Source organism: Herbaspirillum sp. NPDC101396, assembly GCF_044767365.1.
In the GTDB taxonomy this organism is placed as follows: domain Bacteria; phylum Pseudomonadota; class Gammaproteobacteria; order Burkholderiales; family Burkholderiaceae_D; genus Herbaspirillum.
Window position 1 is genome coordinate 449,141 of sequence record NZ_JBIWNT010000003.1, and the last position, 23,654, is coordinate 472,794.

At 59.0% G+C, this 23,654-nt stretch carries 17 protein-coding genes and 2 tRNA genes; 17 read left to right on the forward strand and 2 right to left on the reverse strand.

Features of this window, described 5'->3' with window-relative positions; translation table 11 throughout:
• Positions 1–282: 282 nt before the first annotated feature.
• Both ACIROY_RS11755 and ACIROY_RS11760 read left to right on the forward strand, forming a co-directional pair.
• Positions 283–1,845: an MFS transporter gene (locus ACIROY_RS11755; protein WP_402341671.1), complete on the forward strand. Its 1,563-nt coding sequence runs from the start codon at positions 283–285 to the stop codon at positions 1,843–1,845.
• Positions 1,846–1,994: 149 nt separating this feature from the next.
• Complete coding sequence (locus ACIROY_RS11760) at positions 1,995–2,930, forward strand: alpha/beta fold hydrolase (protein WP_402341673.1); 936 nt, start codon at positions 1,995–1,997, stop codon at positions 2,928–2,930.
• Positions 2,931–3,053: 123 nt separating this feature from the next.
• On the opposite strand, the gene ACIROY_RS11765 is transcribed toward ACIROY_RS11760, so the two are convergent.
• Positions 3,054–3,146: transfer RNA gene (locus ACIROY_RS11765), tRNA-Leu, on the reverse strand.
• Between the two features lie 235 nt (positions 3,147–3,381).
• Here ACIROY_RS11765 and ACIROY_RS11770 point away from each other — a divergent pair.
• The 4 genes from ACIROY_RS11770 (at position 3,382) to ACIROY_RS11785 (ending at position 7,148) form a co-directional block, all read left to right on the forward strand.
• The gene (locus ACIROY_RS11770) at positions 3,382–4,248 is read left to right on the forward strand and encodes an alpha/beta fold hydrolase (protein ID WP_402341675.1); all 867 of its coding nucleotides are present in this window, start codon (positions 3,382–3,384) and stop codon (positions 4,246–4,248) included.
• A 41-nt stretch (positions 4,249–4,289) separates the two neighbouring features.
• Positions 4,290–4,640, forward strand: a complete 351-nt coding sequence (locus tag ACIROY_RS11775; RefSeq protein WP_402272976.1) for a RidA family protein — start codon at positions 4,290–4,292, stop codon at positions 4,638–4,640.
• A gap of 58 nt (positions 4,641–4,698) precedes the next feature.
• Positions 4,699–6,957, forward strand: coding sequence for a RelA/SpoT family protein (locus ACIROY_RS11780; protein WP_402272973.1), 2,259 nt, complete (start codon positions 4,699–4,701; stop codon positions 6,955–6,957).
• Positions 6,958–7,071: 114 nt separating this feature from the next.
• Positions 7,072–7,148, forward strand: a tRNA-Val gene (locus tag ACIROY_RS11785).
• A gap of 231 nt (positions 7,149–7,379) precedes the next feature.
• Here the strand turns inward: ACIROY_RS11785 and ACIROY_RS11790 are convergent.
• Positions 7,380–8,141 carry a GntR family transcriptional regulator gene (locus ACIROY_RS11790; protein WP_402341677.1) on the reverse strand — a complete coding sequence of 254 codons (762 nt, stop codon included), beginning with the start codon at positions 8,139–8,141 and terminating at the stop codon, positions 7,380–7,382.
• Between the two features lie 304 nt (positions 8,142–8,445).
• Between ACIROY_RS11790 and ACIROY_RS11795 the strand changes: the two genes are divergently transcribed.
• The 11 genes from ACIROY_RS11795 (at position 8,446) to ACIROY_RS11845 (ending at position 23,641) form a co-directional block, all read left to right on the forward strand.
• Positions 8,446–9,663 (forward strand): pyridoxal-phosphate-dependent aminotransferase family protein, encoded by a 1,218-nt coding sequence (locus ACIROY_RS11795; RefSeq protein ID WP_402341679.1) that lies wholly within the window; start codon positions 8,446–8,448, stop codon positions 9,661–9,663.
• A 189-nt stretch (positions 9,664–9,852) separates the two neighbouring features.
• Complete coding sequence (locus ACIROY_RS11800) at positions 9,853–11,136, forward strand: MFS transporter (RefSeq protein ID WP_402272965.1); 1,284 nt, start codon at positions 9,853–9,855, stop codon at positions 11,134–11,136.
• A gap of 68 nt (positions 11,137–11,204) precedes the next feature.
• Entirely contained in the window at positions 11,205–11,969 is a 765-nt protein-coding gene (locus tag ACIROY_RS11805) for a 2-keto-4-pentenoate hydratase (protein ID WP_402341680.1), read from the forward strand.
• A 45-nt stretch (positions 11,970–12,014) separates the two neighbouring features.
• Positions 12,015–15,020: an FAD-binding and (Fe-S)-binding domain-containing protein gene (locus ACIROY_RS11810; protein WP_402341682.1), complete on the forward strand. Its 3,006-nt coding sequence runs from the start codon at positions 12,015–12,017 to the stop codon at positions 15,018–15,020.
• A 1,005-nt stretch (positions 15,021–16,025) separates the two neighbouring features.
• Positions 16,026–17,933, forward strand: a complete 1,908-nt coding sequence (gene thrS, locus ACIROY_RS11815; protein ID WP_402272956.1) for a threonine--tRNA ligase — start codon at positions 16,026–16,028, stop codon at positions 17,931–17,933.
• A gap of 65 nt (positions 17,934–17,998) precedes the next feature.
• Positions 17,999–18,520, forward strand: coding sequence for a translation initiation factor IF-3 (gene infC, locus ACIROY_RS11820; RefSeq protein WP_083457935.1), 522 nt, complete (start codon positions 17,999–18,001; stop codon positions 18,518–18,520).
• 267 nt (positions 18,521–18,787) lie between these two features.
• Positions 18,788–18,985: a 50S ribosomal protein L35 gene (rpmI, locus tag ACIROY_RS11825; protein WP_083830894.1), complete on the forward strand. Its 198-nt coding sequence runs from the start codon at positions 18,788–18,790 to the stop codon at positions 18,983–18,985.
• A gap of 25 nt (positions 18,986–19,010) precedes the next feature.
• The gene (gene rplT, locus ACIROY_RS11830) at positions 19,011–19,370 is read left to right on the forward strand and encodes a 50S ribosomal protein L20 (RefSeq protein WP_007882754.1); all 360 of its coding nucleotides are present in this window, start codon (positions 19,011–19,013) and stop codon (positions 19,368–19,370) included.
• 262 nt (positions 19,371–19,632) lie between these two features.
• Positions 19,633–20,649 (forward strand): phenylalanine--tRNA ligase subunit alpha, encoded by a 1,017-nt coding sequence (gene pheS / locus ACIROY_RS11835; RefSeq protein ID WP_402272952.1) that lies wholly within the window; start codon positions 19,633–19,635, stop codon positions 20,647–20,649.
• A gap of 113 nt (positions 20,650–20,762) precedes the next feature.
• On the forward strand, positions 20,763–23,189 hold the full coding sequence (gene pheT / locus ACIROY_RS11840; protein ID WP_402341684.1) for a phenylalanine--tRNA ligase subunit beta: 2,427 nt from the start codon (positions 20,763–20,765) through the stop codon (positions 23,187–23,189).
• 35 nt (positions 23,190–23,224) lie between these two features.
• The gene (locus tag ACIROY_RS11845; RefSeq protein WP_402272948.1) at positions 23,225–23,641 is read left to right on the forward strand and encodes an integration host factor subunit alpha; all 417 of its coding nucleotides are present in this window, start codon (positions 23,225–23,227) and stop codon (positions 23,639–23,641) included.
• Positions 23,642–23,654: the final 13 nt, after the last annotated feature.

Below are 23,654 nucleotides of genomic sequence, written 5' to 3' on the forward strand. Positions count from 1 at the left end.
GCTTCTCCGTGTCTGCTGTCTGATTGCCTTCAATGCGTTGGCCGGCGCACGGCCAACGCTGTTTTTTGTGGGCGTCTGTTCCGCCAAACCAATACTCCCCCCCCCCCGCTGTATTCCCGCAATGCCAAGGTAAGCGCGCGCCTTCGGGCAGATGTTTTGGCGACACTTCGATTGATCATTCAATTAAATGATGAATTACTTTCATAATGATAGTAATATTACTATCTAAATGATAGTTACACCTCTTTCTGACTGATCCGACGATGTGGAGATGGAAACAAAATGAATGCTGCCCGTAACCCGGCCGAGGCAAACCGCATCCTTTACATTGCCGCCATCGTTTCGTCGCTGGTGATGCTCGATTCCAATGTGGTGGCGGTTGCGCTGCCGACGATCGCGCGTTCCATCGGGGCGGATTTTTCCGCCTTGCAATGGGTCATTACCGCTTACGTCCTTCCTTTCGCTGCGTTGCTGCTTGCGGCCGGATCATGGGCGGACATCTACGGCCGCAAGAAAGCCATCTTGCTGGGGCAGTTCATCTTCGCACTGGCGTCGCTGTTGTGCGGGATCGCCACGTCGCCGCTGCTGCTGAACCTGGCGCGGGCCGTGCAGGGCATCGGCGCGAGCCTGTTGCTGACGGCTGCGCTGGCCATCATCAACAACGAATTCCAGGGCAAGGAACGCGCCCGCGCCTATGCGTTCTGGGGATCTTGCCTGGGCATTGCCATCACATGCGGTCCCATCATCGGCGGCGTGATCTCGAACTACTGGGGCTGGAACTGGGTGTTCCTGATCAATGTCCCGATTTGTGCCGTGCTGATGTTCGCCACGCAAAAGATCATTCCCGAATCGAAATCACCGGTGGCCAAGAAGTTGGACTACGCCGGCGTGGCTACCTTCAGCGTCGGCCTGTTCCTGCTTACCTGGGCAGTCATCGACGGCAATGCGCTCGGCTGGAGCAGCGCCGCCATTTCCTTGCGGCTTGCCGGCGGTATCGTGTTGCTGCTGCTGTTTGTTGTCGTGGAAGGGCGGCAGCAAGATCCGATGGTCGACTTTTCGCTGCTGACGACATCGCGCTTTACTGGCAGCGCACTGGCGATGATCGGTTATGCCGGCGGTGCGCAGGTGATGATCTTCTATCTTCCGGTCTATCTTCAGAAAGCCTACGGCTACGAGCCCGCAGCAGCCGGCCTGGCGATGTTGCCGTTTGCGCTGCCGATGTTCCTGATTCCCAAGGTGGGCGCACGCCTGTCGGCCATGATTTCGTCAAAGACCATCCTCGGCATGGCGCTGGCGATCACGGCGTCCGCCAATCTGTTGATGGCGCTGGTGAGCGTGTCGGACATGAGTTATGGCGTCTTCGCTGCGGTGATGATCTGGGCAGGCGTCGGCGCCGGATTGCTCAACAGCGAAACGGCAAAAGCCTTGCAAGGCGCGATTCCGGCAGAGCGCGCCGGCATGGCGTCGGGCGTCAGCGCTACCGTCCGCTTTACCGGTTTGTTGCTCAGCGTCGCAGCGCTGGGCGCCGTGCTGGCCGCGACAACCAGCAGATTGTTTTCGGATCGTGCGGCGAGCCTGGGACTTTCTCCCGACGCCGCGCGGGAACTGGCAAAGCATTTCGTTGCAGGTGAAGCGGCGCAAGCGCATGCCGGCGGAGTGGATTTCTCGCGCTACCAGGATGCCCTGCGCCATGCGTTTGATGCCGGTTTTGCCTCCACCAGCATTGGCGCTGCGTTGATTGCGGCGGTTTGCCTGGTGCTGATGTATCTGATCATGCCGAGGGAGAAGGACTTGCCGGCAAGCGCACGGAACGATCTGAATTCCGTTGTCGTGCCGGGAGAGTAAACAGCGTCTTGCATTTTCATCTCGCAGGTATGTTCCAGGTCTTGGCATCGCGGATCTCCCAGTGCCATGAGAAGACAGGTGCGCATTCTGCTGTCGGACAACTGCGGCAGGTAATTGGCAATCGCAGTAAATCTATCGGAGATCAATGAATGAAAATCGGCCCAACATTGGCAGCCCTGATATTGGCTGCAATCGCTGCCGCACCGATTGCAGCGAAGGCGGCAGACGCGCCGACGGTCAGCTATCGTCATGCCGTCGTCGACAACATCGACATTTTTTATCGGGAAGCAGGCAATCCGCGCGCGCCCACCTTGCTCTTGCTGCACGGCTTTCCTTCTTCATCGGCAATGTTCCGCGATCTGATGCCATTGCTGGCGGACCGTTTTCATGTGGTGGCGCCGGACTATCCGGGCATGGGCGCCAGCGAAGCACCCGCAGCTGAAAAATTCAAGCCGACCTTCGACAACCTGGCGACCGTGATGGCAGATTTCGCAGTCAAGCTCAATCTGTCCAACTACATTCTGTACATGCAGGATTTCGGCGGGCCGGTCGGCATGCGCATGGCGGTGCGCAATCCGGAACGGGTGGACGGATTGATCATCCAGAACTCGCCGGTCTCACTGGACGGCTGGGATGGCAAGAGGCTTGCTGCAATCCAGGCCGGCGCCGTCGGTCCGATGACGCCCGAGAAGCGCGCGGCGGCGGCGGCGCGCGTCGTGCAGGCGACTTCAAATCTGCTGCACCAGTTCGGCGCCGCGCATCCCGAACAACTCAATCCGGATTCCTGGGCGGTCGACGCCTATGCATTGAACGACCCGGAAAAGCGTCGCATCATGACCGATCTGCAACTCGATATTCCGTCGAGCCTGGCGCTGTATCCGGCCTGGCAAGACTACCTGCGATCCCGGCAGCCGCGCACGCTTGTCGTATGGGGACGCAACGATCCGATTTTCTCGCCCACTGGCGGCGACGTGATCAAGGCCCTGATTCCGGCTGCCGGTGTCCATTACTACAACACCGGACATTTCGCGCTGGAAGAGAATGGCGTCGATATCGCCGGCGAGATCCGGCGCTACTTTCCCTGACGGCGTGAAGCGCATCGGCAGTCGGATCTGAAATAACACCGATCGCCGTAAAACAGAAAGCCGCTGAAACTTGCGTTTGAGCGGCTTTTTCACGACTTTTGCGTACGATCCTGCCATGCTTCTTGGTGCCTGAGGCCGGACTTGAACCGGCACGCCCCTTTCCAGGTAAGCGGCGGATTTTAAGTCCGCTGTGTCTACCAATTTCACCACTCAGGCCTTGGGTGTTTCCGGCGCAGGAGGCCGGAAAAGGAACGCATTATAGCAGCGACTTTGGCCGGATTTGCGCGAATGTTTCCGCAGCGTCATGCATTTCGCGGTTTTTGTCGATGTAACGCCTGTCAACGCACATTCGCTTCCGCCGGCGCGGATTGCCGTCGCCCGGCATTTCCAGTCTGTAACATCCACGCAGGTAGTAAAATGTGGGCTATTCCAATTCAAATCGGTTGAGACCATGACACAAGCTGTATTGAAGACAGTTCAATGTATTTCGCCTGCCGGTTTGCATTCCATGGCTTACAAAGAGTGGGGCGACGCGCACAATCCGAATGTGCTGGTCTGCGTCCACGGCGTCACGCGCGTGAGTGATGATTTTGACGTGATGGCGCGCGATTTGTGCGACACCTATCGGGTGGTGTGTCCCGACGTGGTCGGACGGGGGCGTTCCGGTCGCCTGGGCAATCCGCAGCATTACGCGATTCCGCAATACGTCAGCGACATGGTCACGCTGCTGGCGCGGCTCGATGCCGACAGCGTCGACTGGTTCGGCACCTCGATGGGCGGCCTGATCGGCATGGGGCTGGCATCCTTGCGGGACAATCCAATTCGCCGCCTGGTGCTCAACGATATTGGCCCGTCCATCAACGGCGCGGCTCTGGCGCGCATCGGTGAATACATCGGGCAGGATGTGCGCTTCGACGCGTTCGACGAAGCGGCGCTGTACATCCGCACGATTTCGGCGAGCTTCGGTCCGCATACGGACGAGGAGTGGCACAAGCTGGCAAGCGACGTCCTGCGCCAGGACGAAGAGGGCAAGTGGAAGCGTCATTACGACCTGCGCCTGGCCGAACCGTTCAAGACCATGACGCCGGAAGCGGCCAGCATCGGCGAAGCCATGCTGTGGGCCGCCTACGATGCGATCCGCTGTCCGACGCTGCTGGTGCGCGGCGCGCAATCCGACCTGTTGCTGCCCGAGGTGGCGCAGGCCATGACACAACGCGGTCCCAAGGCGAAACTGGTGGAGCTGGAGGGTGTCGGCCATGCGCCGACCTTCATGCATGCTCAGCAAATCCAGGTCGCCAAGGACTTTTTGCTCGGTTGATTTCATCCTGACCGGGCTCTTATTGATTGAAAGGAAACATCATGACAGTTCAACGTCTGCACGTCGGCAAGCGTCTTTCCGAGGCCGCCATCCATAACGGCACAGTCTATCTGGCGGGCCAGATCGCCGAAGACACCACCCAGAACATCGAAGGCCAGACGCGCGAAGTGCTGGGCCACATCGATCGCCTGCTCGCTGAAGCCGGCAGCAGCAAGGAACATATCCTGTCGTGCCAGATCTACATCGCCGACGTCAAGGATTTCGAAGGCATGAACGCGGTCTGGGATGCGTGGGTGGCCACCGGCAACACGCCGCCGCGCGCGACCGTCGAAGCCAAGCTGGCGCGTCCGGAATTGCTGGTCGAGATCATCATCGTCGCTGCTCAAAAATAATCTTCCGGCGCACGTTCCAAGGCAGTCTTCAACGTTTATCGAATCAGGCAAAGGTTTCATGGTTTCTGTCGTCGCAGTTCAGCAGGAGGGCAACGCCTCCATCGTCGCCGGCCTGAGTCCGGAAGACAGCGCACGCGTGCTGGAGGCGCTGGCCTTCGTCGAGCCGATCTATCGCGGCAAGCCGATCACGTCGGGACAGGACGCGCTGGCATTCGTGCAGGGCGTGGCCGGCGTACTGACGGCGCTCAATGTCGATGCCGAAACACGCATCGCCGGGCTGCTGTTCGAGCTGCATCTCCTCGACCTCGATGTGGCGGCGACAATTGAAGAGCGCTACGGCAAGGACATCGGCGACCTGGTCGCCGGTGTGCGCCAGCTGATGCGTTTCCACGGCCTGACCTTCCAGCATCCGCAGGAAGTCCTGCGCGGCAAGAATGCCGCGCAACAGGCCGCGGCGCAGATCGAAACGCTGCGCAAGATGCTGCTGGCAATGGCCACCGACATGCGCGTGGTGCTGGTGCGCCTGGCTTCGCGCGTGACGACCTTGCGCTACTTCGCCGAGAACAAGATGGAGAACGAGACCACCGCGCAATATGCGCGCGAGACTTTCGATCTCTATGCGCCGCTGGCCAATCGCCTCGGCATCTGGCAGCTCAAATGGGAGCTGGAGGATCTGTCCTTCCGTTTCATCGAGCCGGTCACGTACAAGCGCATCGCCAAGATGCTGGAAGAGAAGCGCATCGAGCGCGCGGAGTTTGTCGCCACCGCCATCGAGCGCCTGCGCACCGAATTGACTACCGCCGAGATCAAGGCGGAAGTCTCGGGGCGTCCCAAGCACATCTACAGCATCTGGAACAAGATGCGCGGCAAGTCCATCGACTTCTCCGAGCTGTACGACGTGCGCGCCTTCCGCGTCATCGTCGACGACGTCAAGGATTGCTACACGGTGCTCGGCATCATCCACAACATCTGGGTGCCGATTCCCAAGGAATTCGACGATTACATTTCGCGGCCCAAGCAGAACGGCTACCAGTCGCTGCACACTGTCGTGGTGGCCGAAGACGGCCGTCCGCTGGAAGTGCAGATCCGCACGCGCGAGATGCATCACTTCGCCGAATACGGCGTGGCAGCGCACTGGCGTTACAAGGAAAGCGGCGGTTCCAATTTCGCCGCGCAGAAGTACGACGAAAAGATCGCCTGGCTGCGTCAGCTGCTGGCATGGAAGAGCGAAGTGTCGGACGCTGTCGTGGAGCAGGAAGAAGTGCGCCGCGACTGGGTCGAGAAGCTCAAGTCGACCACGCTCGACGAGCGCATCTATGTCCTGACCCCGCAAGCGCGCGTTATCGAACTGCCGAACGGCGCCACGCCGATCGACTTCGCCTATCACCTGCACAGCGACGTCGGCCATCGCTGCCGCGGTGCGCGCGTCGACGGCGTCATGGTGCCGCTCAATACGCCGTTGAAGAACGGTCAGACCGTCGACATCATCACCGTCAAGAGCGGCCCCGGCGTCGGCCCCTCGCGCGACTGGCTGAGCACCGGTTATGCCGCCAGTTCGCGCACGCGCTCCAAGGTGCGCGCCTGGTTCAACGCCATCGAACAGGAAGAGACGCTGGCGCACGGCCGCACCGTGCTGGAAAAAACGCTGCAGCGCGAAGGCAAGACCGCCGTCAACCTGGAAGAGCTGGCGCACAAGCTCGGCTTCGGCAAGGTCGATGATCTGTGCCTGTCGCTGGGCAAGGATGAATTCAGCCCGCGCCAGATCGAGCAGATGCTGCATGAAGGCGAGGAAGGCAAGGAAAATAAGCACACCGAGCCCGATGAGGCCTCCATCACGCGCAAGAGCCGCGCCTCAAGCGTGGTGCAGGGGGCAAAGTCCGGCGTGCTGGTGGTCGGCACTGAAGGCCTGATGACGCAGCTGGCGCGTTGCTGCAAGCCGGCGCCACCGGATACCATCGTGGGCTTCGTCACGCGCGGCAAGGGCGTGTCGATTCATCGGCTGACCTGCAAGAATTTCACCGAGATGAGCAGCAAGGCGCCTGAACGCGTGATCCAGACCGAATGGGGCGCTTCCGGCAAGGACACGGTCTACCCGGTCGATATCTTTGTGCTGGCGGGCGATCGCCAGGGTTTGCTGCGCGATATTTCGGAAATCTTCCTGCGCGAAAAGATCAACGTCATCGGCGTCAGCACGCAAAGCATGAAAGGACAGGCGCGCATGGGCTTCACCGCCGAGATCGGTTCGACTGCGCAATTGCAAAAGGCGCTGACCGTGATCCGCGAAGTGAAGGGTGTGCTGGAAGCCAGGCGGCAGTAGGGGTTGCGGGCGGCTGCCTGATTTTTGAAAAGCTGTCCGAGAAGATATTTTTAAAAACTTTTCGCCAAGACTAGCCAAAAATAAAAAATGCCCCTATAATCTCGCTTCTTCACTAGGCGCGTAGCTCAGCTGGTTAGAGCACTACCTTGACATGGTAGGGGTCGTTGGTTCGAGTCCAATCGTGCCTACCAATATTCTTGATGTTGTCGAATATTGGTATCGAAGCAGGCAGCAAGGCTTCGTAAAAACAGCATCAAAAGCAAATACACAATGGAAGCGCAGTCCCGGCTTCCATTTTTGCTTTTTGTCTTCCGGATTTTCTCTTCGGATTTTCTCTTCTTTTCTTCCGCGCTCGATTTTTCTTCCAGCCAAAAAAAAGCCACCGCAAGCGATGGCCTTCAGCGACAACTTCCCAACTGTTTTTATTGATTATTCGTTTTCCCCGCAGGCGCTTCGTTTGCGACCGGCGGCACTGGCACGTTCAACACCGCGTCGCGCTTGTCCAGCAGATGCTGGCGCAGGATCGCGGCCAGGCGCTTGCCGTCGCGCGCTTCCAGCGCCTTAACCATTTCGTCGTGGTCGTGCGCGGCGCTGTCCCATTTCTCCGGACGGAAGTTCGATTTGAAGCGCAGCGCCTGCAGGCGGCGGTTCAGGCCGAGGTAGGTCTGGTGCAGCACCGAGTTGCGTGCAGCTTCGTTGATCTTGTTGTGGATGGCCTGGTTGCGGCTGTAATAGCCGGGCAGGTCGTTCTGCGCCTTGCAGGCCAGCATGGCGTAGTGCAGCGCCTTGATCTCGGCCACTTCCACCGGCGTGATGCGTTCGCACGCCAGCTCGCCGGACATGGCTTCCAGGCCGCTCATGAGTTCGAAGGTTTCCCAGATCTCGGTCTCGGTCATCTTCGACACCGAGGCGCCGCGATTTGGCGAAATTTCGATCAGGCCTTCTGCGGCCAATACCTTCAATGCTTCGCGCAGCGGCGTGCGCGAAATGCCCAGCGTCTCGCACAGTTCGCGTTCGTTCAGTTTGGTGCCCGGCATCAGCACCGCTTCCACGATCAGGTTGCGCAGATGCTCGACGACCGTGTCGTGCAGGCGCTGGCGCTCCAGTTTCGGTAGGGCGGCGGGGCTGGTTTGCTGCTCGGTCTGGTCGGGCTTGTTAATCAATTCAATGGCTGAATTTTGCATTCAAAATCCTTAATTTGCTGCTTGGCGCTATTTTAGCATCCATCGCTTCATTGCAAAAATACCAGCTTTTGTGTGTTGTATGGATGAAAAATATTGCCGCCAAGTGCGTGTCGGTGATCCCAAGTGCCTATATATACAGGGTTTTCTACCAAAATCATCGCCCCGACTCCGTACCAGGAGTAAGGACTGCAACGATCAAAAAATCCTTTACCTCTCCTGATCTCACTGATAAAGTATTTTGCATTCAAAATACAAAATTCGATAAAAGAGCAATTTCCAGAGACGAATTTCAAAGGAGAAGTAAATGTTAAAACTCGACTTTCATCCAGCCGGCCGTCATTTCCTGCAAATCCCGGGTCCGAGCCCTGTGCCTGATCGCATCTTGCGCGCCATGAGCTTGCCGACCATCGACCATCGCGGCCCGGAATTCGGCGCGCTGGGTCTGCAGGTGTTGGCCGGCATCAAGAAGATTTTCAAGACCGAGCAACCGGTCATCATCTACCCGGCCTCCGGTACTGGCGCCTGGGAAGCGGCGCTGACCAATACCCTGAGCGCAGGCGACACCGTGCTGATGTACGAAACCGGTCATTTCGCCACGCTGTGGAAGAAGATGGCCGAAGCGCTGGGCCTGAAGCCGGAGTTCCTCGGCTTGCCCGGCATCGAAGGCTGGCGCCGCGGCGTGCAGGCCGACCTGATCGAAGAGCGCCTGCGCAAGGACAGCGGCCATCAGATCAAGGCGGTGTGCGTGGTGCACAACGAAACCTCGACCGGCGTGACTTCCGACATCGCCTCGGTGCGCCGCGCCATCGACGCCGCCGGCCATCCGGCGCTGCTGCTGGTCGACACCATCTCGGGCCTGGCCTCGGCGGATTATCGCCATGACGAGTGGGGCGTCGACGTCACCGTCTCCGGTTCGCAAAAGGGCCTGATGCTGCCGCCGGGCATCAGTTTCAACGCCGTCTCGAAGAAGGCGATCGAAGCGAGTAAATCCTCCAAGTTGCCGAAAGCCTTCTGGAGCTGGGGCGAAATCATCGAGATGAACGCCACCGGCTACTGGCCGTACACCCCCAACACCAACCTGCTGTACGGCTTGCACGAAGCGCTGGAAATGATTCTGGGCGAAGGCCTGGACAACGTCTTCGCGCGTCATGAGCGTCTGGCCGAAGCCTGCCGCCAAGCCGTCACGGCCTGGGGTCTGGAGATTCAGTGCGCCGATCCTGCGGTGTATTCGCCGGTGCTGACGGGCGTGATGACGCCGGCCGGCTTCGACGCCGATGCGATCCGAAAAGTGATTTACGAGAACTTCAACATGTCGCTCGGCACCGGCCTGGGCAAGATGAAGGGCGGCATGTTCCGCATCGGCCATTTGGGCGAAGCCAACGACCTGACGCTGATGGCGACGCTGGCCGGCTGCGAAATGGGGCTGAAGCTCGCGGGCGTGAAGCTGGCCGGCAGTGGCGTACAGGCCGCGATGGACAACCTGACGGCGAAGAAAAACAAGCCGGCGCTGAAGGTCGCGTGATCATCTGACCTGCCTGGTTTGGCAAAAGAAAAAGCAATAACGGAGGAAAGAACGCCGGTGCAGACCTTACGCAAGGACGGCACCGGCAAAGTGGATCAATAACGAAAGACCGGTGCTGCAACATCCCACAGAGGAATCGAAACCACAGGTTTCACGGCGCGCCGGCGCACCAATACTGGAGACAAAGCAATGAGACACCTGCGCTTGCGCGCGACTACGGTCGTGCTATTGATGTTATGCATGATGTATTTCATCACTTACCTTGATCGCGTCAACGTCAGCACCGCCGCGGCCGGTTTTGCCAAGGAATTCAATCTCTCGAAGACGGAAATCGGTCTGGTCTTTTCCGCCTTCGCCTATCCCTATTTAGTGTTTCAGATCATCGGTGGCTGGGTCAGCGACAAGTTCGGTGCGCGCCGCACGCTGATTTACTGCGGCTTGCTGTGGGCGCTGGCGACGGTGCTGACCGGTTTCGCGGGAGGCCTGGTGTCGTTGCTGCTGGCGCGTTTGCTGCTCGGCCTGGGCGAAGGCGCAACCTTCCCGGCGGCGACCACGGCGATGTCGCGCTGGGTGGCGAAAGACAAGCGGGGTTTCGCCCAGGGCATCACGCATGCCTTCGCACGGATCGGCAATGCGGTGGCGCCGGCGGCGGTGGTATGGATCATGGCGGTGCACGGCTGGCGCGAATCGTTCTACATCTTCGGCGCGTTCAGCCTGGTGTGGGTGATTGTGTGGGCCTTCGTGTTCACCGAAGATCCGGCCAAGCATCCGCGCATCACGTCGGAAGAACTGGCGATCCTGCCACCCGGAAAAAAGAAGAGCCCGAAGATTCCATGGGGGCCGCTGTTCAAGCGCATGATGCCCGTGACGATCGTCTACTTCTGCTACGGCTGGACCTTGTGGCTGTTCCTGAGCTGGATCCCGCAGTACTTCCTGCATAGCTATGACCTCGACATCAAGAAATCGGCGCTGTTCGCTTCCAGCGTGTTCTTCGCCGGCGTGGTGGGCGACACACTAGGCGGCATCGTCAGCGACAAGATCCTGAGAAACACCGGCAACCTCAAGCGCGCCCGCAGCTACATGGTGTCGGTGTGCATGCTGCTGACCTTGCTGTCGCTGCTGCCGCTGATGTTCACGCACAACCTGTATGTGTCCATCATCAGCCTGAGCGCAGGTTTCTTCTTCGCTGAAATGACGATCGGTCCGATGTGGGCGATTCCGATGGATATCGCGCCTGAATATTCGGGCACCGCCAGCGGCATGATGAATACCGGTTCGGCACTGGCCGCGATCATTTCGCCGGTGCTGTCGGGCTACCTGATCGACAAGACCGGCAACTGGGAACTGCCGTTCCTCGGCAGCATGGTGCTGATGGGATTTGGCGTGCTGCTGGCGTTCCGCATGCAGCCGGACAGCAAGTTCGAAAACACCACGCCGGATGCCGGCGGCCAGGCGATCAAGGCCCGCGCCTGATTGCGTCCAGGTGAGAATGCCGCGCCTGACCGGCGGCGTTCTCCTTGCAACATTCCATCGGGATAGCCATGACGACTTTACTTTCCGCAGCCGAGGAACTCGGCCATCTTCTGAGCGACGCCTATTCACAGCAGGCGACGGCCATCGTGCCGCCTGAGCTGGAGCCGGCAGACAGCGACGACGCCTATCTGGCGCAACAGGCTTTCCTGCGGCGCAGCCACGCCACCATCGGCGGCTGGAAGATCGGCGCCAAGTCCGAGTCCGGACCGATCCAGGGCGCGCCGTTGCCGCTGGGCGGCATTCACCCGGCTTCCTCGGTGATTCGGCGCAGTGCGTTTGCGGTGCTCGGGCTGGAGCTGGAAATCATGTTTTGCTTCGACTGCGATTTCAAGCCGCGCAATGCGCCGGTGTCGGATGCCGAAGTGATGGAGTGCATTTCGTCGATGGGCGCTTCCATCGAAATCGTCTCCAGTCGCCTGGCCGGCTGGCCCGATGTACCCAGGCTGAATCAACTGGCCGATTTGCAAAATCACGGCGCACTGGTGATCGGCGAGCTTGCCGACTATCGCGACGATTTCAATTTCCGCCGTCCCGACGTGCATCTGACCTTCAACGGCGCCGACGTGTTCAAGGGGCAGGGTGTCAATCCGGCCGGCGATCCGCGTCGCTTGCTGAGCTGGCTGGTCAATCATTGCAGCGCGCGCGGCATTGCGATTCCGGGCGGCACGGTGATCACCGCCGGTTCGTACACCGACATGTTTTTCCCGCAAGAGCCGGGCATGGTGATTGGACAGGTCGCCGGCTTGCCGCCGATTCATTTTGAATTGAGCTGAGCATATTCAGCCGGCTCTTATCTTTGTTTTTGACAGGACTACTTCATGCTGGTCAAGCCCATCCATCTGGTTCCGCCAAGCGGGCGGAACTCTGCAGCCGCTACGCCATTCGCCATGCAATTGCAGCGCGAGATGCGCGGCGACGTCATGTTCGGCAAGGCTGACTGCGGCCGTTATGCCACCGATGCGTCCATCTATCAGATCATGCCGCTGGGCGTGGTGGTGCCGCGCGATCAGGCCGACCTGAAGCTGGCGCTCGACATCGCGCGCCAGCATCGCCTGCCGGTGCTGGCGCGGGGCGCGGGCACCAGCCAGTGCGGCCAGACCGTGGGCGAGGCGCTGGTCATCGACAACAGCAAATACCTCAATCAGGTGGTTGATTTCGATCCGGTTGCGCGGACGATTACGGTTGAACCGGGCATGGTGCTCGATCATCTCAACGCTTGGCTCAAGCCGCACGGCCTGTGGTTCCCGGTCGACGTGTCGACGGCGGCGCAATGCACGATAGGCGGCATGTCGGGCAACAACTCCTGCGGTTCACGCTCGATCGAATACGGCAACATGGTGCACAACGTGCTGGCCATTGATGCGGTGCTGGCCGACGGTACCGAAGGCCGCTTCGGTCGTTTGCCCGAGATGCCGGGCAGCGGCCGCATCGGCGACATCGTGCGCGGCTTGCAAACCATCGCGCAGCGCGAGCGCGGCGAAATCGTCGAGCGCGTGCCCAAGGTCCTGCGGCGCGTGGCCGGCTACAACATCGACATCTTCGATTGCCAGAATCCGCGCGCCTACACCGATGACGGCGTCGCCAACCTGGCGCACATCCTGATCGGCTCCGAAGGCACGCTGGCCTACAGCCGCCAGATCACCCTGGCGCTGATGCCGCTGCCGGCGCACAAGGTGCTGGGCGTGGTCAACTTCCCGACGTTTTACCAGTCGATGGACATGACCCAGCACATCGTCAAACTGGGACCGACCGCGGTCGAGCTGGTCGACCGCACCATGATCGACCTGGCGATCAGCAATCCGGCCTTCAAACCGGTAATCGAAAAGGCGCTGGTCGGACGGCCCGAAGCAATCCTGCTGGTGGAATTTGCCGGCGAGAATCTCGACCAACAGCTTGAAAAACTGAAACTGTTGAGCGAGCTGATGGGGGACCTCGGATTGCCCGGCTCCGTCGTCGACATGCCGGTCGCCAACGAGCAGAAGGCGCTGTGGGATGTGCGCAAGGCCGGGCTGAACATCATGATGAGCATGAAGGGCGACGGCAAGCCGGTGTCTTTCATCGAAGACTGCGCCGTGCCGCTGGAGCATCTGGCCGAGTACACGCGTCAGCTCACCGAAGTCTTCCACAAATACGGTACCGAGGGTACCTGGTACGCCCACGCCAGCGTCGGCACCTTGCATGTGCGGCCTATCCTCGACATGCGCCGCGGCGGCGCCAAGGACATGCGTGAGATCGCGGAAGCCGCCGCCGTGCTGGTGCGCAAATACAAGGGCGCGTATTCCGGCGAACACGGCGACGGCCTGTGCCGGGGCGAGTGGGTGGCGTGGCAGTACGGACCGAAACTCAATGCCGCCTTCAGCGAGATCAAGGACTTGTTCGATCCGGACAATCGCTTTAACCCGGACAAGATCGTGCGGCCGCCGAAGATGGACGATGCGGTCAACTTCCGCTTCGCTCCAGGTTACCGCGAATTGCCGTACAGCCCGGCGCTGGACTGGTCGCAATGGAACGTCAAGCGCGATCCCCTGACCGGCAAGGAAAGCGCGCCCGGCAGCGGCGGCGACCGCAGCGGCGGCCTCGCCAAGCTGGTCGAGATGTGCAACAACAACGGCCACTGCCGCAAGTTCGACGCCGGCACCATGTGTCCGAGCTATCGCGTCACGCACGACGAAAAACACGTCACGCGCGGCCGCGCCAACACCGTGCGGCTGGCCTTGTCGGGGCAGCTGGGCAGTGACGGGCTGGCCAGTCCCGAGGTCAAGGAAGTGCTGGACCTGTGTGTCTCCTGTAAAGGCTGCAAGCGCGATTGTCCGACCGGCGTCGACATGGCCAAGGTGAAGATCGAAGCACGCGCAGCATGGGCCGCCAAAAACGGTACCCGTCTGCGCGACAAGCTGATCGCCTACATGCCGGCTTACGCATCCTATGCCGGTAGTGTCGGCGGTGCATTGGCGCTGGCGGAAAAGATCCCGCTGATTTCGGGATGGGTGAAAGGGTTGATGGGGCTGGCGCCGCAGCGGTCATTGCCGCGTTTCCGAAAATCGTTTTTGAGTAACGCAAGCAGTACAGCGGAGCCGAATACCGGCAAGGAAGCCCTGCTTTTCGTCGATACCTTCAACAACAACATCGAGCCGGAGAACGCTCGTGCCGCGCAGCAGGTGCTGGAGGCCGCCGGTTACAAGGTGCATTTCAATACCTTGCCCGGGCAACGGCCCTTGTGTTGCGGCCGCACGTACCTGGCCGCCGGGCTCGTCGATCAGGCCAAGGCGGAAGCGCGCCGCACGCTGGATGCGCTGATGCCGTACGTGCGCAGGGGCGTGGCGGTGGTCGGGCTGGAGCCATCCTGTCTGCTCTCTTTGCGCGACGAATTCCTCAATTACGGTTATGGCGACGAAGCGAAACAACTGGCGAAGTCGGCTTTCCTGTTTGAAGAATTCCTCGTGCAGGAACACAAGGCAGGCAAGCTGAAGCTCGACCTGAAGCCGCTGGCGTCCGGCAAGATCGTGCTGCACGGTCACTGCCATCAAAAAGCCTTCGACGCCTTCCGCCCTGTACCGACGGTGCTGCAATGGATTCCGCAGGCGGAAGTGTCCGTGGTGGAATCGTCGTGCTGCGGCATGGCCGGCAGCTTCGGCTATGAAGAGGAACATTACGAAGCGTCGATGGCGATGGGCGAACTGTCGCTGTTGCCCGCGGTGCGCAAGGCGGCGGCGGATGCGATCGTGGTGGCCGATGGAACCAGTTGCCGTCACCAGATCCACGACGGCGCGGGGAGGGAGGCCGTCCACGTTGCGCGCGTGCTGGCGGCCGCGCTGAACGCCTAGTTAATGCATGGTGTGCCGCAGGCGCGTAATTTATTTGCGCCTGCGGCTTTGACATAATCAAATTATGTGCTATATTGTTCGTTGTTCCTCGGTTCACAACCGGGCGGCAGGCCGAAAATCAATAAAAAGTGTTCGGTCAGCTGGTGAAGGTTACTCCGCATTACTTCTTCATTTTTGACCGGTTCCCGGTCATGTCTGTAGCAGCAATTCATCTGTAAATCTTCCTCGATACACAAGTTGTTTTTCGCACGCGGCTTTCTTGCGCATGTTCAGTTTTCGGCGTTCGTGCCGATATCAGAGCAGATTCACCTTTCGTCGTTGCCACTTTCCAGATAGGACTGGGCGACGGGAATCTACTCTTGTATCCGCATTGCGCGTGCACATCTGTACATTGTCGGTTGCCGTGTCGATACCAGAGTAGATTCACCTTTCGCGCCACCACTTTCCAGATAGGACTGGGTGGCCGGAATCTTCTCTTGTATCGGCACTCCAAGCAGTGCATTGCAATTTCCTGTGCCGATACCAGAGTAGATTCACCTTTCGCGCCGCCACTTTCCAGATAGGACTGGGTGGCGTGAATCTTCTCTTGTATCGGTACTCTATTCCAATTGCCGCGCGTCTTCGCTTGCCGTACCGATACAAGAGCAGGTTCCTCTTGAGGCCACTTTCCAGATAGGGCTGGGCCTTGGGAGTCTGTTCTTGTATCGGTATTTCCACGTATGGGATGCGACATTTTTTGATTGTTGCTATAATCCTTGCCTGCTTCATGGTTGTTTTTGCCATGTCCTGCAATATCGAACTATTCAGCACCACCCCAACATCTGTAAGAGCGAGAAAGGCAAACCGGTTATGACACCGCGAACTACCACCAAGGTCACTACGCGACGCTAGTCGGGTTCTTTTTCGTCTTCTGAAAAAGCGCGGCTGGTCCGCGTTTTTTTTCGTCCGCATTTTCCGCATTCTATAAATCAAGCTTCGGCAAAATTTGCCGGGATGGAGTTCAAAATGGTCTCAGTTCGTCTCCCCGATGGTTCGCAACGTCAATTCGATGCGCCCGTCACCGTGGCGCAAGTCGCCGCCAACATCGGCGCCGGCCTGGCCAAAGCGGCGCTGGCCGGCAAGGTCGACGGCAAGCTGGTCGATACGTCTTTCCTGATCGAAAAGGATTCCGACCTGGCCATCGTCACCGACAAGGATGCGGATGGCCTGGAAGTGATTCGTCACTCGACCGCCCACTTGCTGGCGTACGCGGTGAAAGAGCTGTTCCCGGATGCCCAGGTGACCATCGGTCCGGTGATCGACAACGGCTTCTATTACGACTTTGCCTACAAGCGTCCGTTTACCCCGGAAGACTTGGTCGCGATCGAAAAGAAAATGGCCGAGCTGGCCAAGAAGGACGAGCCCGTCACCCGCAAGGTATTGCCGCGCGACGAGGCGGTGGCTTACTTCAAGTCCATCGGCGAAGCCTACAAGGCCGAAATCATCGAATCCATTCCGCAAGACCAGGATGTGTCGCTTTACACCGAAGGCAGCTTCACCGACTTGTGCCGCGGCCCGCACGTGCCATCCACCGGCAAGCTGAAGGTCTTCAAGCTGATGAAGCTGGCCGGCGCCTACTGGCGCGGCGACTCCAACAACGAGATGCTGCAGCGTGTCTACGGCACCGCCTGGGCCAAGAAGGAAGACCAGGAAAGCTACCTCCACATGCTGGAAGAGGCGGAGAAGCGCGATCACCGCAAGCTGGGCCGCGCGCTGGACTTCTTCCACTTCCAGGACGAAGCGCCGGGTTTGATTTTTTGGCATCCGAAGGGCTGGTCGATCTGGCAGCAGGTCGAGCAATACATGCGTCGCGTGTACCAGGACAGCGGCTACCAGGAAGTCAAGGCGCCGCAAATCCTCGATCGCTCGCTGTGGGAAAAGACCGGCCACTGGGAAAACTATCGTGAAAACATGTTCACGACCGAGTCGGAAAATCGCGCTTACGCGCTGAAGCCGATGAATTGCCCTGGCCACATCCAGATCTACAACTCCGGTCTGCACAGCTACCGCGACCTGCCGCTGCGCTACGGCGAATTCGGCCAATGCCATCGCAACGAGCCGTCCGGTGCCTTGCACGGCATGATGCGCGTGCGCGGCTTTACCCAGGATGATGGTCACATCTTCTGTACCGAAGACCAGATCCAGGACGAAGTAGCCGCCTTCAACAAGGTGGTGCGCGAGGTTTATGACAACTTCGGCTTTACCGACGTCGCCGTGAAGCTGGCGTTGCGCCCGGAAAAACGCATCGGTGAAGAAGCCGTGTGGGACAAGGCCGAAAACGCCTTGCGCGAAGCCATCCGTGCCTCCGGCACTGAGTGGGAAGAGTTGCCGGGCGAGGGCGCCTTCTACGGTCCGAAGATCGAATACCACCTGAAGGATTCGATCGGCCGTTCCTGGCAGTGCGGCACCATGCAGGTCGATTTCTCGATGCCGGCGCGCCTGGGTGCGGAATATGTCACGGAAGACAACGACCGCAAGGTCCCGGTCATGCTGCACCGTGCGATTGTCGGCTCGCTGGAGCGATTCATCGCGATTCTGATCGAAAATCACGCCGGCGCCATGCCGCTGTGGCTTGCTCCCGAGCAAGTTGTAATCCTGAATATTTCCGATGCGCAAGCCGAATACGTCAAAAACGTTGCTCAAACGCTGAAAAAACAAGGGTTTAGAGTCGTGACCGATTTGCGTAACGAGAAGATTACCTATAAAATACGGCAGCATTCTTTACAGAAGCCGCCCTATATTTTGGTGGTCGGCGATAAAGAGCGCGATACAAACACAGTGGCCGTGCGTGCGCGGGGCAATGTCGATCTGGGTGTCATGCCTATCGATGTCTTGGTGGAACGCCTCAAAACCGAGGTGGAAACCAAAGCCTAAAGGAGCCAAGCTCCTTCCAGCGCAAGAGCACGGCTTAATTTATTGGACGTTAAAAGGAAACTGCAATAGCTACTGACAAGTCGCATCGCATCAACGGTGAAATTACAGCACCGGAATTGCGTTTATCCGGGGTCAATAACGAGCCGCTTGGCATCGTCAATTTGGCTGAAGCTTTCCGTCTGGCGGAAGAGGCTAATGTGGATCTGGTGGAAATCGCACCGACCGCACAACCTCCTGTTGCGCGCCTGATGGATTATGGCAAGTTCAAATATCAGGAGCAGAAGAAAGCTCATGAAGCCAAGCTGAAGCAGAAAGTCATTCAGGTCAAGGAAGTCAAATTCCGCCCTGGCACGGATGACGGCGATTACAACATCAAGGTGCGTAACCTGACCAAGTTCCTGGAAGAGGGTGACAAGACCAAGATCACGCTGCGTTTCCGCGGCCGTGAGATGGCTCACCAGGAAATCGGCATGCGCGTGTTGGAGCGCCTGAAGGTTGATCTGGAGCCGTTTGGCCAGGTCGAGCAGTTTCCGAAGATGGAAGGACGCCAGATGATCATGGTCCTGGCGCCAAAAAAGAAGAAGTAAGCAAAACTTGTTTCTTCCATAAAGCAAGAAGAAGCAGCCATGCTTCTTCGCGCATCGCAGGATAAGTCTTTGCGATGCGTATCCCGGTCCGCAAGCGATAGCTGTAGCGAAGCCGAAGATTTTGTCGGGAAGCAGTTCTTTTGTTTCTCGCAAAAGCAGCAGTGAAAACTGCTGCCAATAAGTGAGAGCAGGCATCAAAGAGCAGCGCATTGCTGCCACCTGCAATCATCAAAAAATGGAGCTGTCCAAAAAAGGACAGATAGTGTCATGCCAAAAATGAAGACGAAAAGCAGCGCCAAAAAGCGCTTCCGTGTACGTCCAGGTGGAACGATCAAATGTGGTCACGCTTTCAAGCGCCACATCTTGACCAAGAAAACCACAAAAGTTAAACGCCAGTTGCGCGGTATTACCAATGTCAATGCTGCAGACGTCGTATCAGTCATGCGCATGATGCCGAACGCCTAACCTCACTCATTACTAAGGAGCTACTATGCCTAGAGTTAAACGTGGGGTAACAGCACGTGCCCGTCATAAAAAAGTCCTGGCGCAAGCCAAGGGTTACCGTGGTCGCCGCAGCACCGTCTATCGTATCGCCAAGCAAGCAGTCATGCGCGCTGGTCAATACGCATACCGTGACCGCCGCAACAAGAAGCGCGTTTTCCGTGCACTGTGGATCGCTCGTATCAACGCTGCTGCTCGTGAGCATGGCGTGACATACAGCGTGTTCATGAACGGCCTGAAGCGTGCTTCGATCGAACTGGACCGTAAGGTTCTGGCCGACATGGCCGTGACTGACAAGCCAGCGTTCGCTGCGATTGTCAATCAGGTGAAGGCCAACATCGCTAAGTAATTAGCCGTGTTGCTGCAGTCGTCGTCCGGTGCCGGACGGCACTGCAAAAATCCTGCGGGGCAGAGGTGAAATACCTGTGCCCCGCAGTCGTTTCAGACAGTCGCTTTTACATGGCGATTTCACACTGAAATTTGCAGCGGTTTTTGAAGCAGCTGTTTTCATTTCGATTTCACTTTCGATTTCATTTTTTCGACTTCGTCGTCAAAGCCGAACGGCTTTTGGATTACTCAGACTTCCATCTGAATGGAGCGAGACTTACCGCATGAATTCCCTAGAACAACTCGTTGCACAGGCCCAGGCCGATTTCGCCGGCGCACCTGACGCCGCCGCCCTGGAAAACGCCAAAGCCAAATATCTTGGCAAGACCGGCCAGATCACCGAGCAGATGAAGGGCTTGGGCAAGCTGGCGCCGGAAGAGCGCAAAGTGCAGGGCGCCGTCATCAACGCCGCCAAGGAGCAGATCGAGAACGCGCTGACCGCGCGCCGCGACGCTCTTGCCAACGCCCAGATGCAGGAGCGCCTGAACGCCGAAGCGATCGACGTCACCTTGCCGGGCCGCGGCCGCGCCAAGGGTGGCATCCATCCGGTGATGCGCTCGTGGGAACGCGTTGAAGAAATCTTCCGCTCGATCGGCTTCGATGTCGCCGATGGTCCGGAAATCGAAACCGACTGGACCAATTTCTCCGCACTGAACAGCCCGGAAAATCATCCGGCGCGTTCGATGCAGGACACCTTCTACATCGAAGGCAACGACACGCAAGGCAAACCGCTGCTGCTGCGTACGCATACCAGCCCGATGCAGGTTCGCTATGCGCGCATGAACAAGCCGCCGATCAAGGTCATCGCCCCGGGCCGCACTTATCGCGTCGACAGCGATGCAACCCACTCGCCGATGTTCCACCAGGTCGAAGGCCTGTGGATTGCCGAAGACATCAGTTTCGCCGACCTCAAGGGTGTGTACCTCAACTTCGTCAAGGCCTTCTTCGAGACCGACGACCTGCAGGTGCGCTTCCGTCCTTCGTATTTCCCATTCACCGAGCCGTCGGCGGAAATCGACATCGCCTTCGGCAGCGGTCCCCTGAAGGGCCGCTGGCTGGAAGTCTCCGGCGCCGGTCAGGTGCATCCGAGCGTGGTGCGCAACATGGGTCTCGATCCCGAGCAATACATCGGCTTCGCGTTCGGCTCCGGCCTTGAGCGCCTGACCATGCTGCGCTATGGCATCAACGACTTGCGCCTGTTCTATGAAGGCGATCTGCGTTTCCTGAAGCAATTCAACTGACGCTCAACTGAACAATGCCGAGGCAGGACCGGCGCCGAGATCCATGGCGCCGCCCCGCGAACTGTCTGAATGTCCGCGCGCACGCAAGCGGACGATAGCTGAAAGTATTCATCATGCAATTCTCTGAAAACTGGTTGCGCACCATGGTCAATCCGAAGATGACTTCGGATGAGTTGTCGCACATGCTGACGATGTCGGGCCTGGAAGTGGAAGAAGTCGAAGCGGTCGCACCGCCGTTCTCCAACGTGGTGGTCGGCGAAGTGCTGGAAGTCGCCAAGCATCCGAACGCCGATCGCCTCAACGTCTGCCAGGTGGATGTCAAGACCGGCACCATCCTCAACATCGTCTGCGGCGCGCCGAATGTTCGCGTCGGCATGAAGGTGCCTTGCGCGATGGCAGGCGCCGTGTTGCCCCCGGGCGCCGACGGCAAGCCGTTCGAGATCAAGGTCGGCCAGCTGCGCGGCGTCGAGTCGCAAGGCATGCTGTGCTCCGCGCGCGAACTGAAGCTGTCGGAAGATCACGGCGGCCTGCTCGAGTTGCCGGATGATGCACCGGTCGGCCAGAATTTCCGCGATTACTTCCTGCTCAACGACCTCAAGTTCACCATCAAGCTGACCCCGAACAAGGCCGATTGCCTGTCCGTGCTTGGTGTGGCGCGCGAAGTGTCGGCCCTGACCGATACCCCGCTGAAGCAGCCGACGTTCCAGACGGTTGCCGTCAACCTCGATGAAAAACTGCCGGTCAAGATTTCCGCGCCGGATCTGTGTGGCCGCTTTGCCGGTCGCGTGATCCGCGGCCTGAACGCCAAGGCGGCAACCCCGCAATGGATGAAGCAGCGCCTCGAGCGCAGCGGTCAGCGCCCGATCTCGGCGCTGGTCGACATCTCCAACTACGTCATGCTGGAACTCGGTCGTCCGTCGCACGTGTTCGACCTGGACAAGATCCTCGGCAGCCTCGACGTACGCTGGGGCAAGAAGGGCGAACAGATCAAGCTCCTCAACGGCAACACCGTTGAAGTCGACGAATGGGTCGGCGTGATCGCCGACGACAAGGAACTCGAATCGCTGGCCGGCATCATGGGCGGCGACGCGACTTCCGTTTCGCTCGAGACCACGAATATTTATCTCGAAGCCGCGTTCTGGTTTCCGCAGGCGATCCAAGGCCGTGCGCGCCGTTTCAACTTCTCGACCGATGCCGCGCATCGTTTCGAACGCGGGGTCGACTTCGCCACCGTGGTCGAACACATCGAGCGCATTACCGCCTTGCTGATTGAAATCTGCGGCACGCCCGACACCAAGGTCGCCGCAGTCGACGACCAGATCGTCAACCTGCCCAAGCGCGAGCCGGTCAAGGTGCGCACTGCGCGCGCCACCAAGGTGATCGGCGTGGCCATCACCGACGACATGATCGCCGACATCTTCACCCGCCTCGGCCTGCAGTTCACGCAAGAGCCCGGCCTGTTTGCGGTGACGCCGCCGTCTTTCCGTTTCGACATCGAAATCGAAGAAGACCTGATCGAAGAAATCGCGCGCGTGTACGGCTTTGAAAACATCCCGGCCTTGCCGCCGGTGGCCGCCAGCGAGATGAAGATCGCGCCGGAAAACGTTCGTTCGCTGTTCGCCATCCGTCATCTGCTGGCCGACCTCGACTATCAGGAAGTGGTCAATTTCAGCTTCGTCGAGAGCGCATGGGAAGCCGACTTCGCCGGCAACCAGGCGCCGATCAAGCTGCTCAATCCGATCGCCAGCCAGATGAACGTGATGCGCTCCTCGCTGATCGCCAGCCTGGTCGCCAACGTGCGCTACAACATCAACCGTAAGGCCAACCGCGTGCGGGTGTTTGAAATCGGCGCCGTGTTCCATCGTGATGCGCAAGTGCAGGACGGCCCGCTGGAAGTGGCCGGCTATCACCAACCCAAGCGCGTCGCCGGCCTGGCCTATGGACCGGTGGCTGACGAGCAATGGGGGCAGGATACCCGCAACGTCGACTTCTTCGACGTCAAGGCGGATCTGGAAGCCTTGTTCGCGCCGCGCGTCCTGCGCTTCGCCCGCGTCGAGCATCCTTCGCTGCATCCGGGACGTTCGGCCCAGGTTGAGCTGGACGGCAAGAACATCGGCCTGATCGGCGAACTGCATCCGCGCCTGCAACAGAAATACGACCTGCCGCTGGCGCCGGTCGTCTTCGAGATTGATGCAGCGGCGCTGCAGCAACGCGACGTGCCGGCCTACGCGGAAATCTCCAAATTCCCGGCGGTCACGCGCGATCTCGCACTGGTCGTCAAGCAGGCTGTTCAGGTCCAGGAATTGCGTGATATTTTCGCTGCGGAACAGCAGCGCAACGCTGCGTGCGGAATCATCCAAGCCATTGTTTTATTTGATGAATATCAAGGAAAGGGCTTGGAAAATGACGAAAAAAGTCTTGCTTTCCGATTCACCTTGCAAGATACTCAAAACACACTCCAGGACGACACAGTTGACGCTGCAATGGCCGCTATCGTAGCCGCTGCAACGGGTAAGCTTGCCGCCAGATTGCGTACATAACAATTTATAAATCGGTAAGAGGCGACTCACCCGTCATGAACAACGTGAATTCAAACGAATTTCAATCTGTGCTGGATGCCGACCTGCAACGCGCGGTACTCGAATCCGAGGTGCGCTCGCAGGCGGAAAAAAACCTCCCCACGCTGACCAAGGCAGAACTTGCCGAACTTTTGTTCGAGCAGGTCGGTCTCAACAAGCGCGAAGCGAAGGACATGGTTGAAACGTTCTTCGATGAAATTCGCAATGCGCTCGAACGTGGCGAAGCGGTGAAGCTGTCTGGATTCGGTAATTTCCAGTTGCGCGACAAGCCGCAGCGTCCGGGTCGTAATCCGAAGACGGGCGAAGAGATTCCGATTACTGCGCGCCGCGTTGTCACTTTCCACGCCAGCCAGAAACTCAAGGAAATGGTCGAGATGTCGAGCGGCCAGCCTCTCGCCCTTGCTGCTGTGTAACGTAATCCCATTC

What these genes read in the sequence shown, in the direction of transcription:
- ACIROY_RS11755 (WP_402341671.1), top strand. Translation starts at nt 283, where the DNA reads ATGAATGCTGCCCGTAACCCGGCCGAGGCAAACCGCATCCTTTACATT.
- ACIROY_RS11760 (WP_402341673.1), top strand. Translation starts at nt 1,995, where the DNA reads ATGAAAATCGGCCCAACATTGGCAGCCCTGATATTGGCTGCAATCGCT.
- ACIROY_RS11770 (WP_402341675.1), top strand. Translation starts at nt 3,382, where the DNA reads ATGACACAAGCTGTATTGAAGACAGTTCAATGTATTTCGCCTGCCGGT.
- ACIROY_RS11775 (WP_402272976.1), top strand. Translation starts at nt 4,290, where the DNA reads ATGACAGTTCAACGTCTGCACGTCGGCAAGCGTCTTTCCGAGGCCGCC.
- ACIROY_RS11780 (WP_402272973.1), top strand. Translation starts at nt 4,699, where the DNA reads ATGGTTTCTGTCGTCGCAGTTCAGCAGGAGGGCAACGCCTCCATCGTC.
- ACIROY_RS11790 (WP_402341677.1), bottom strand. Translation starts at nt 8,141, where the DNA reads ATGCAAAATTCAGCCATTGAATTGATTAACAAGCCCGACCAGACCGAG.
- ACIROY_RS11795 (WP_402341679.1), top strand. Translation starts at nt 8,446, where the DNA reads ATGTTAAAACTCGACTTTCATCCAGCCGGCCGTCATTTCCTGCAAATC.
- ACIROY_RS11800 (WP_402272965.1), top strand. Translation starts at nt 9,853, where the DNA reads ATGAGACACCTGCGCTTGCGCGCGACTACGGTCGTGCTATTGATGTTA.
- ACIROY_RS11805 (WP_402341680.1), top strand. Translation starts at nt 11,205, where the DNA reads ATGACGACTTTACTTTCCGCAGCCGAGGAACTCGGCCATCTTCTGAGC.
- ACIROY_RS11810 (WP_402341682.1), top strand. Translation starts at nt 12,015, where the DNA reads ATGCTGGTCAAGCCCATCCATCTGGTTCCGCCAAGCGGGCGGAACTCT.
- thrS (WP_402272956.1), top strand. Translation starts at nt 16,026, where the DNA reads ATGGTCTCAGTTCGTCTCCCCGATGGTTCGCAACGTCAATTCGATGCG.
- rpmI (WP_083830894.1), top strand. Translation starts at nt 18,788, where the DNA reads ATGCCAAAAATGAAGACGAAAAGCAGCGCCAAAAAGCGCTTCCGTGTA.
- rplT (WP_007882754.1), top strand. Translation starts at nt 19,011, where the DNA reads ATGCCTAGAGTTAAACGTGGGGTAACAGCACGTGCCCGTCATAAAAAA.
- pheS (WP_402272952.1), top strand. Translation starts at nt 19,633, where the DNA reads ATGAATTCCCTAGAACAACTCGTTGCACAGGCCCAGGCCGATTTCGCC.
- pheT (WP_402341684.1), top strand. Translation starts at nt 20,763, where the DNA reads ATGCAATTCTCTGAAAACTGGTTGCGCACCATGGTCAATCCGAAGATG.
- ACIROY_RS11845 (WP_402272948.1), top strand. Translation starts at nt 23,225, where the DNA reads ATGAACAACGTGAATTCAAACGAATTTCAATCTGTGCTGGATGCCGAC.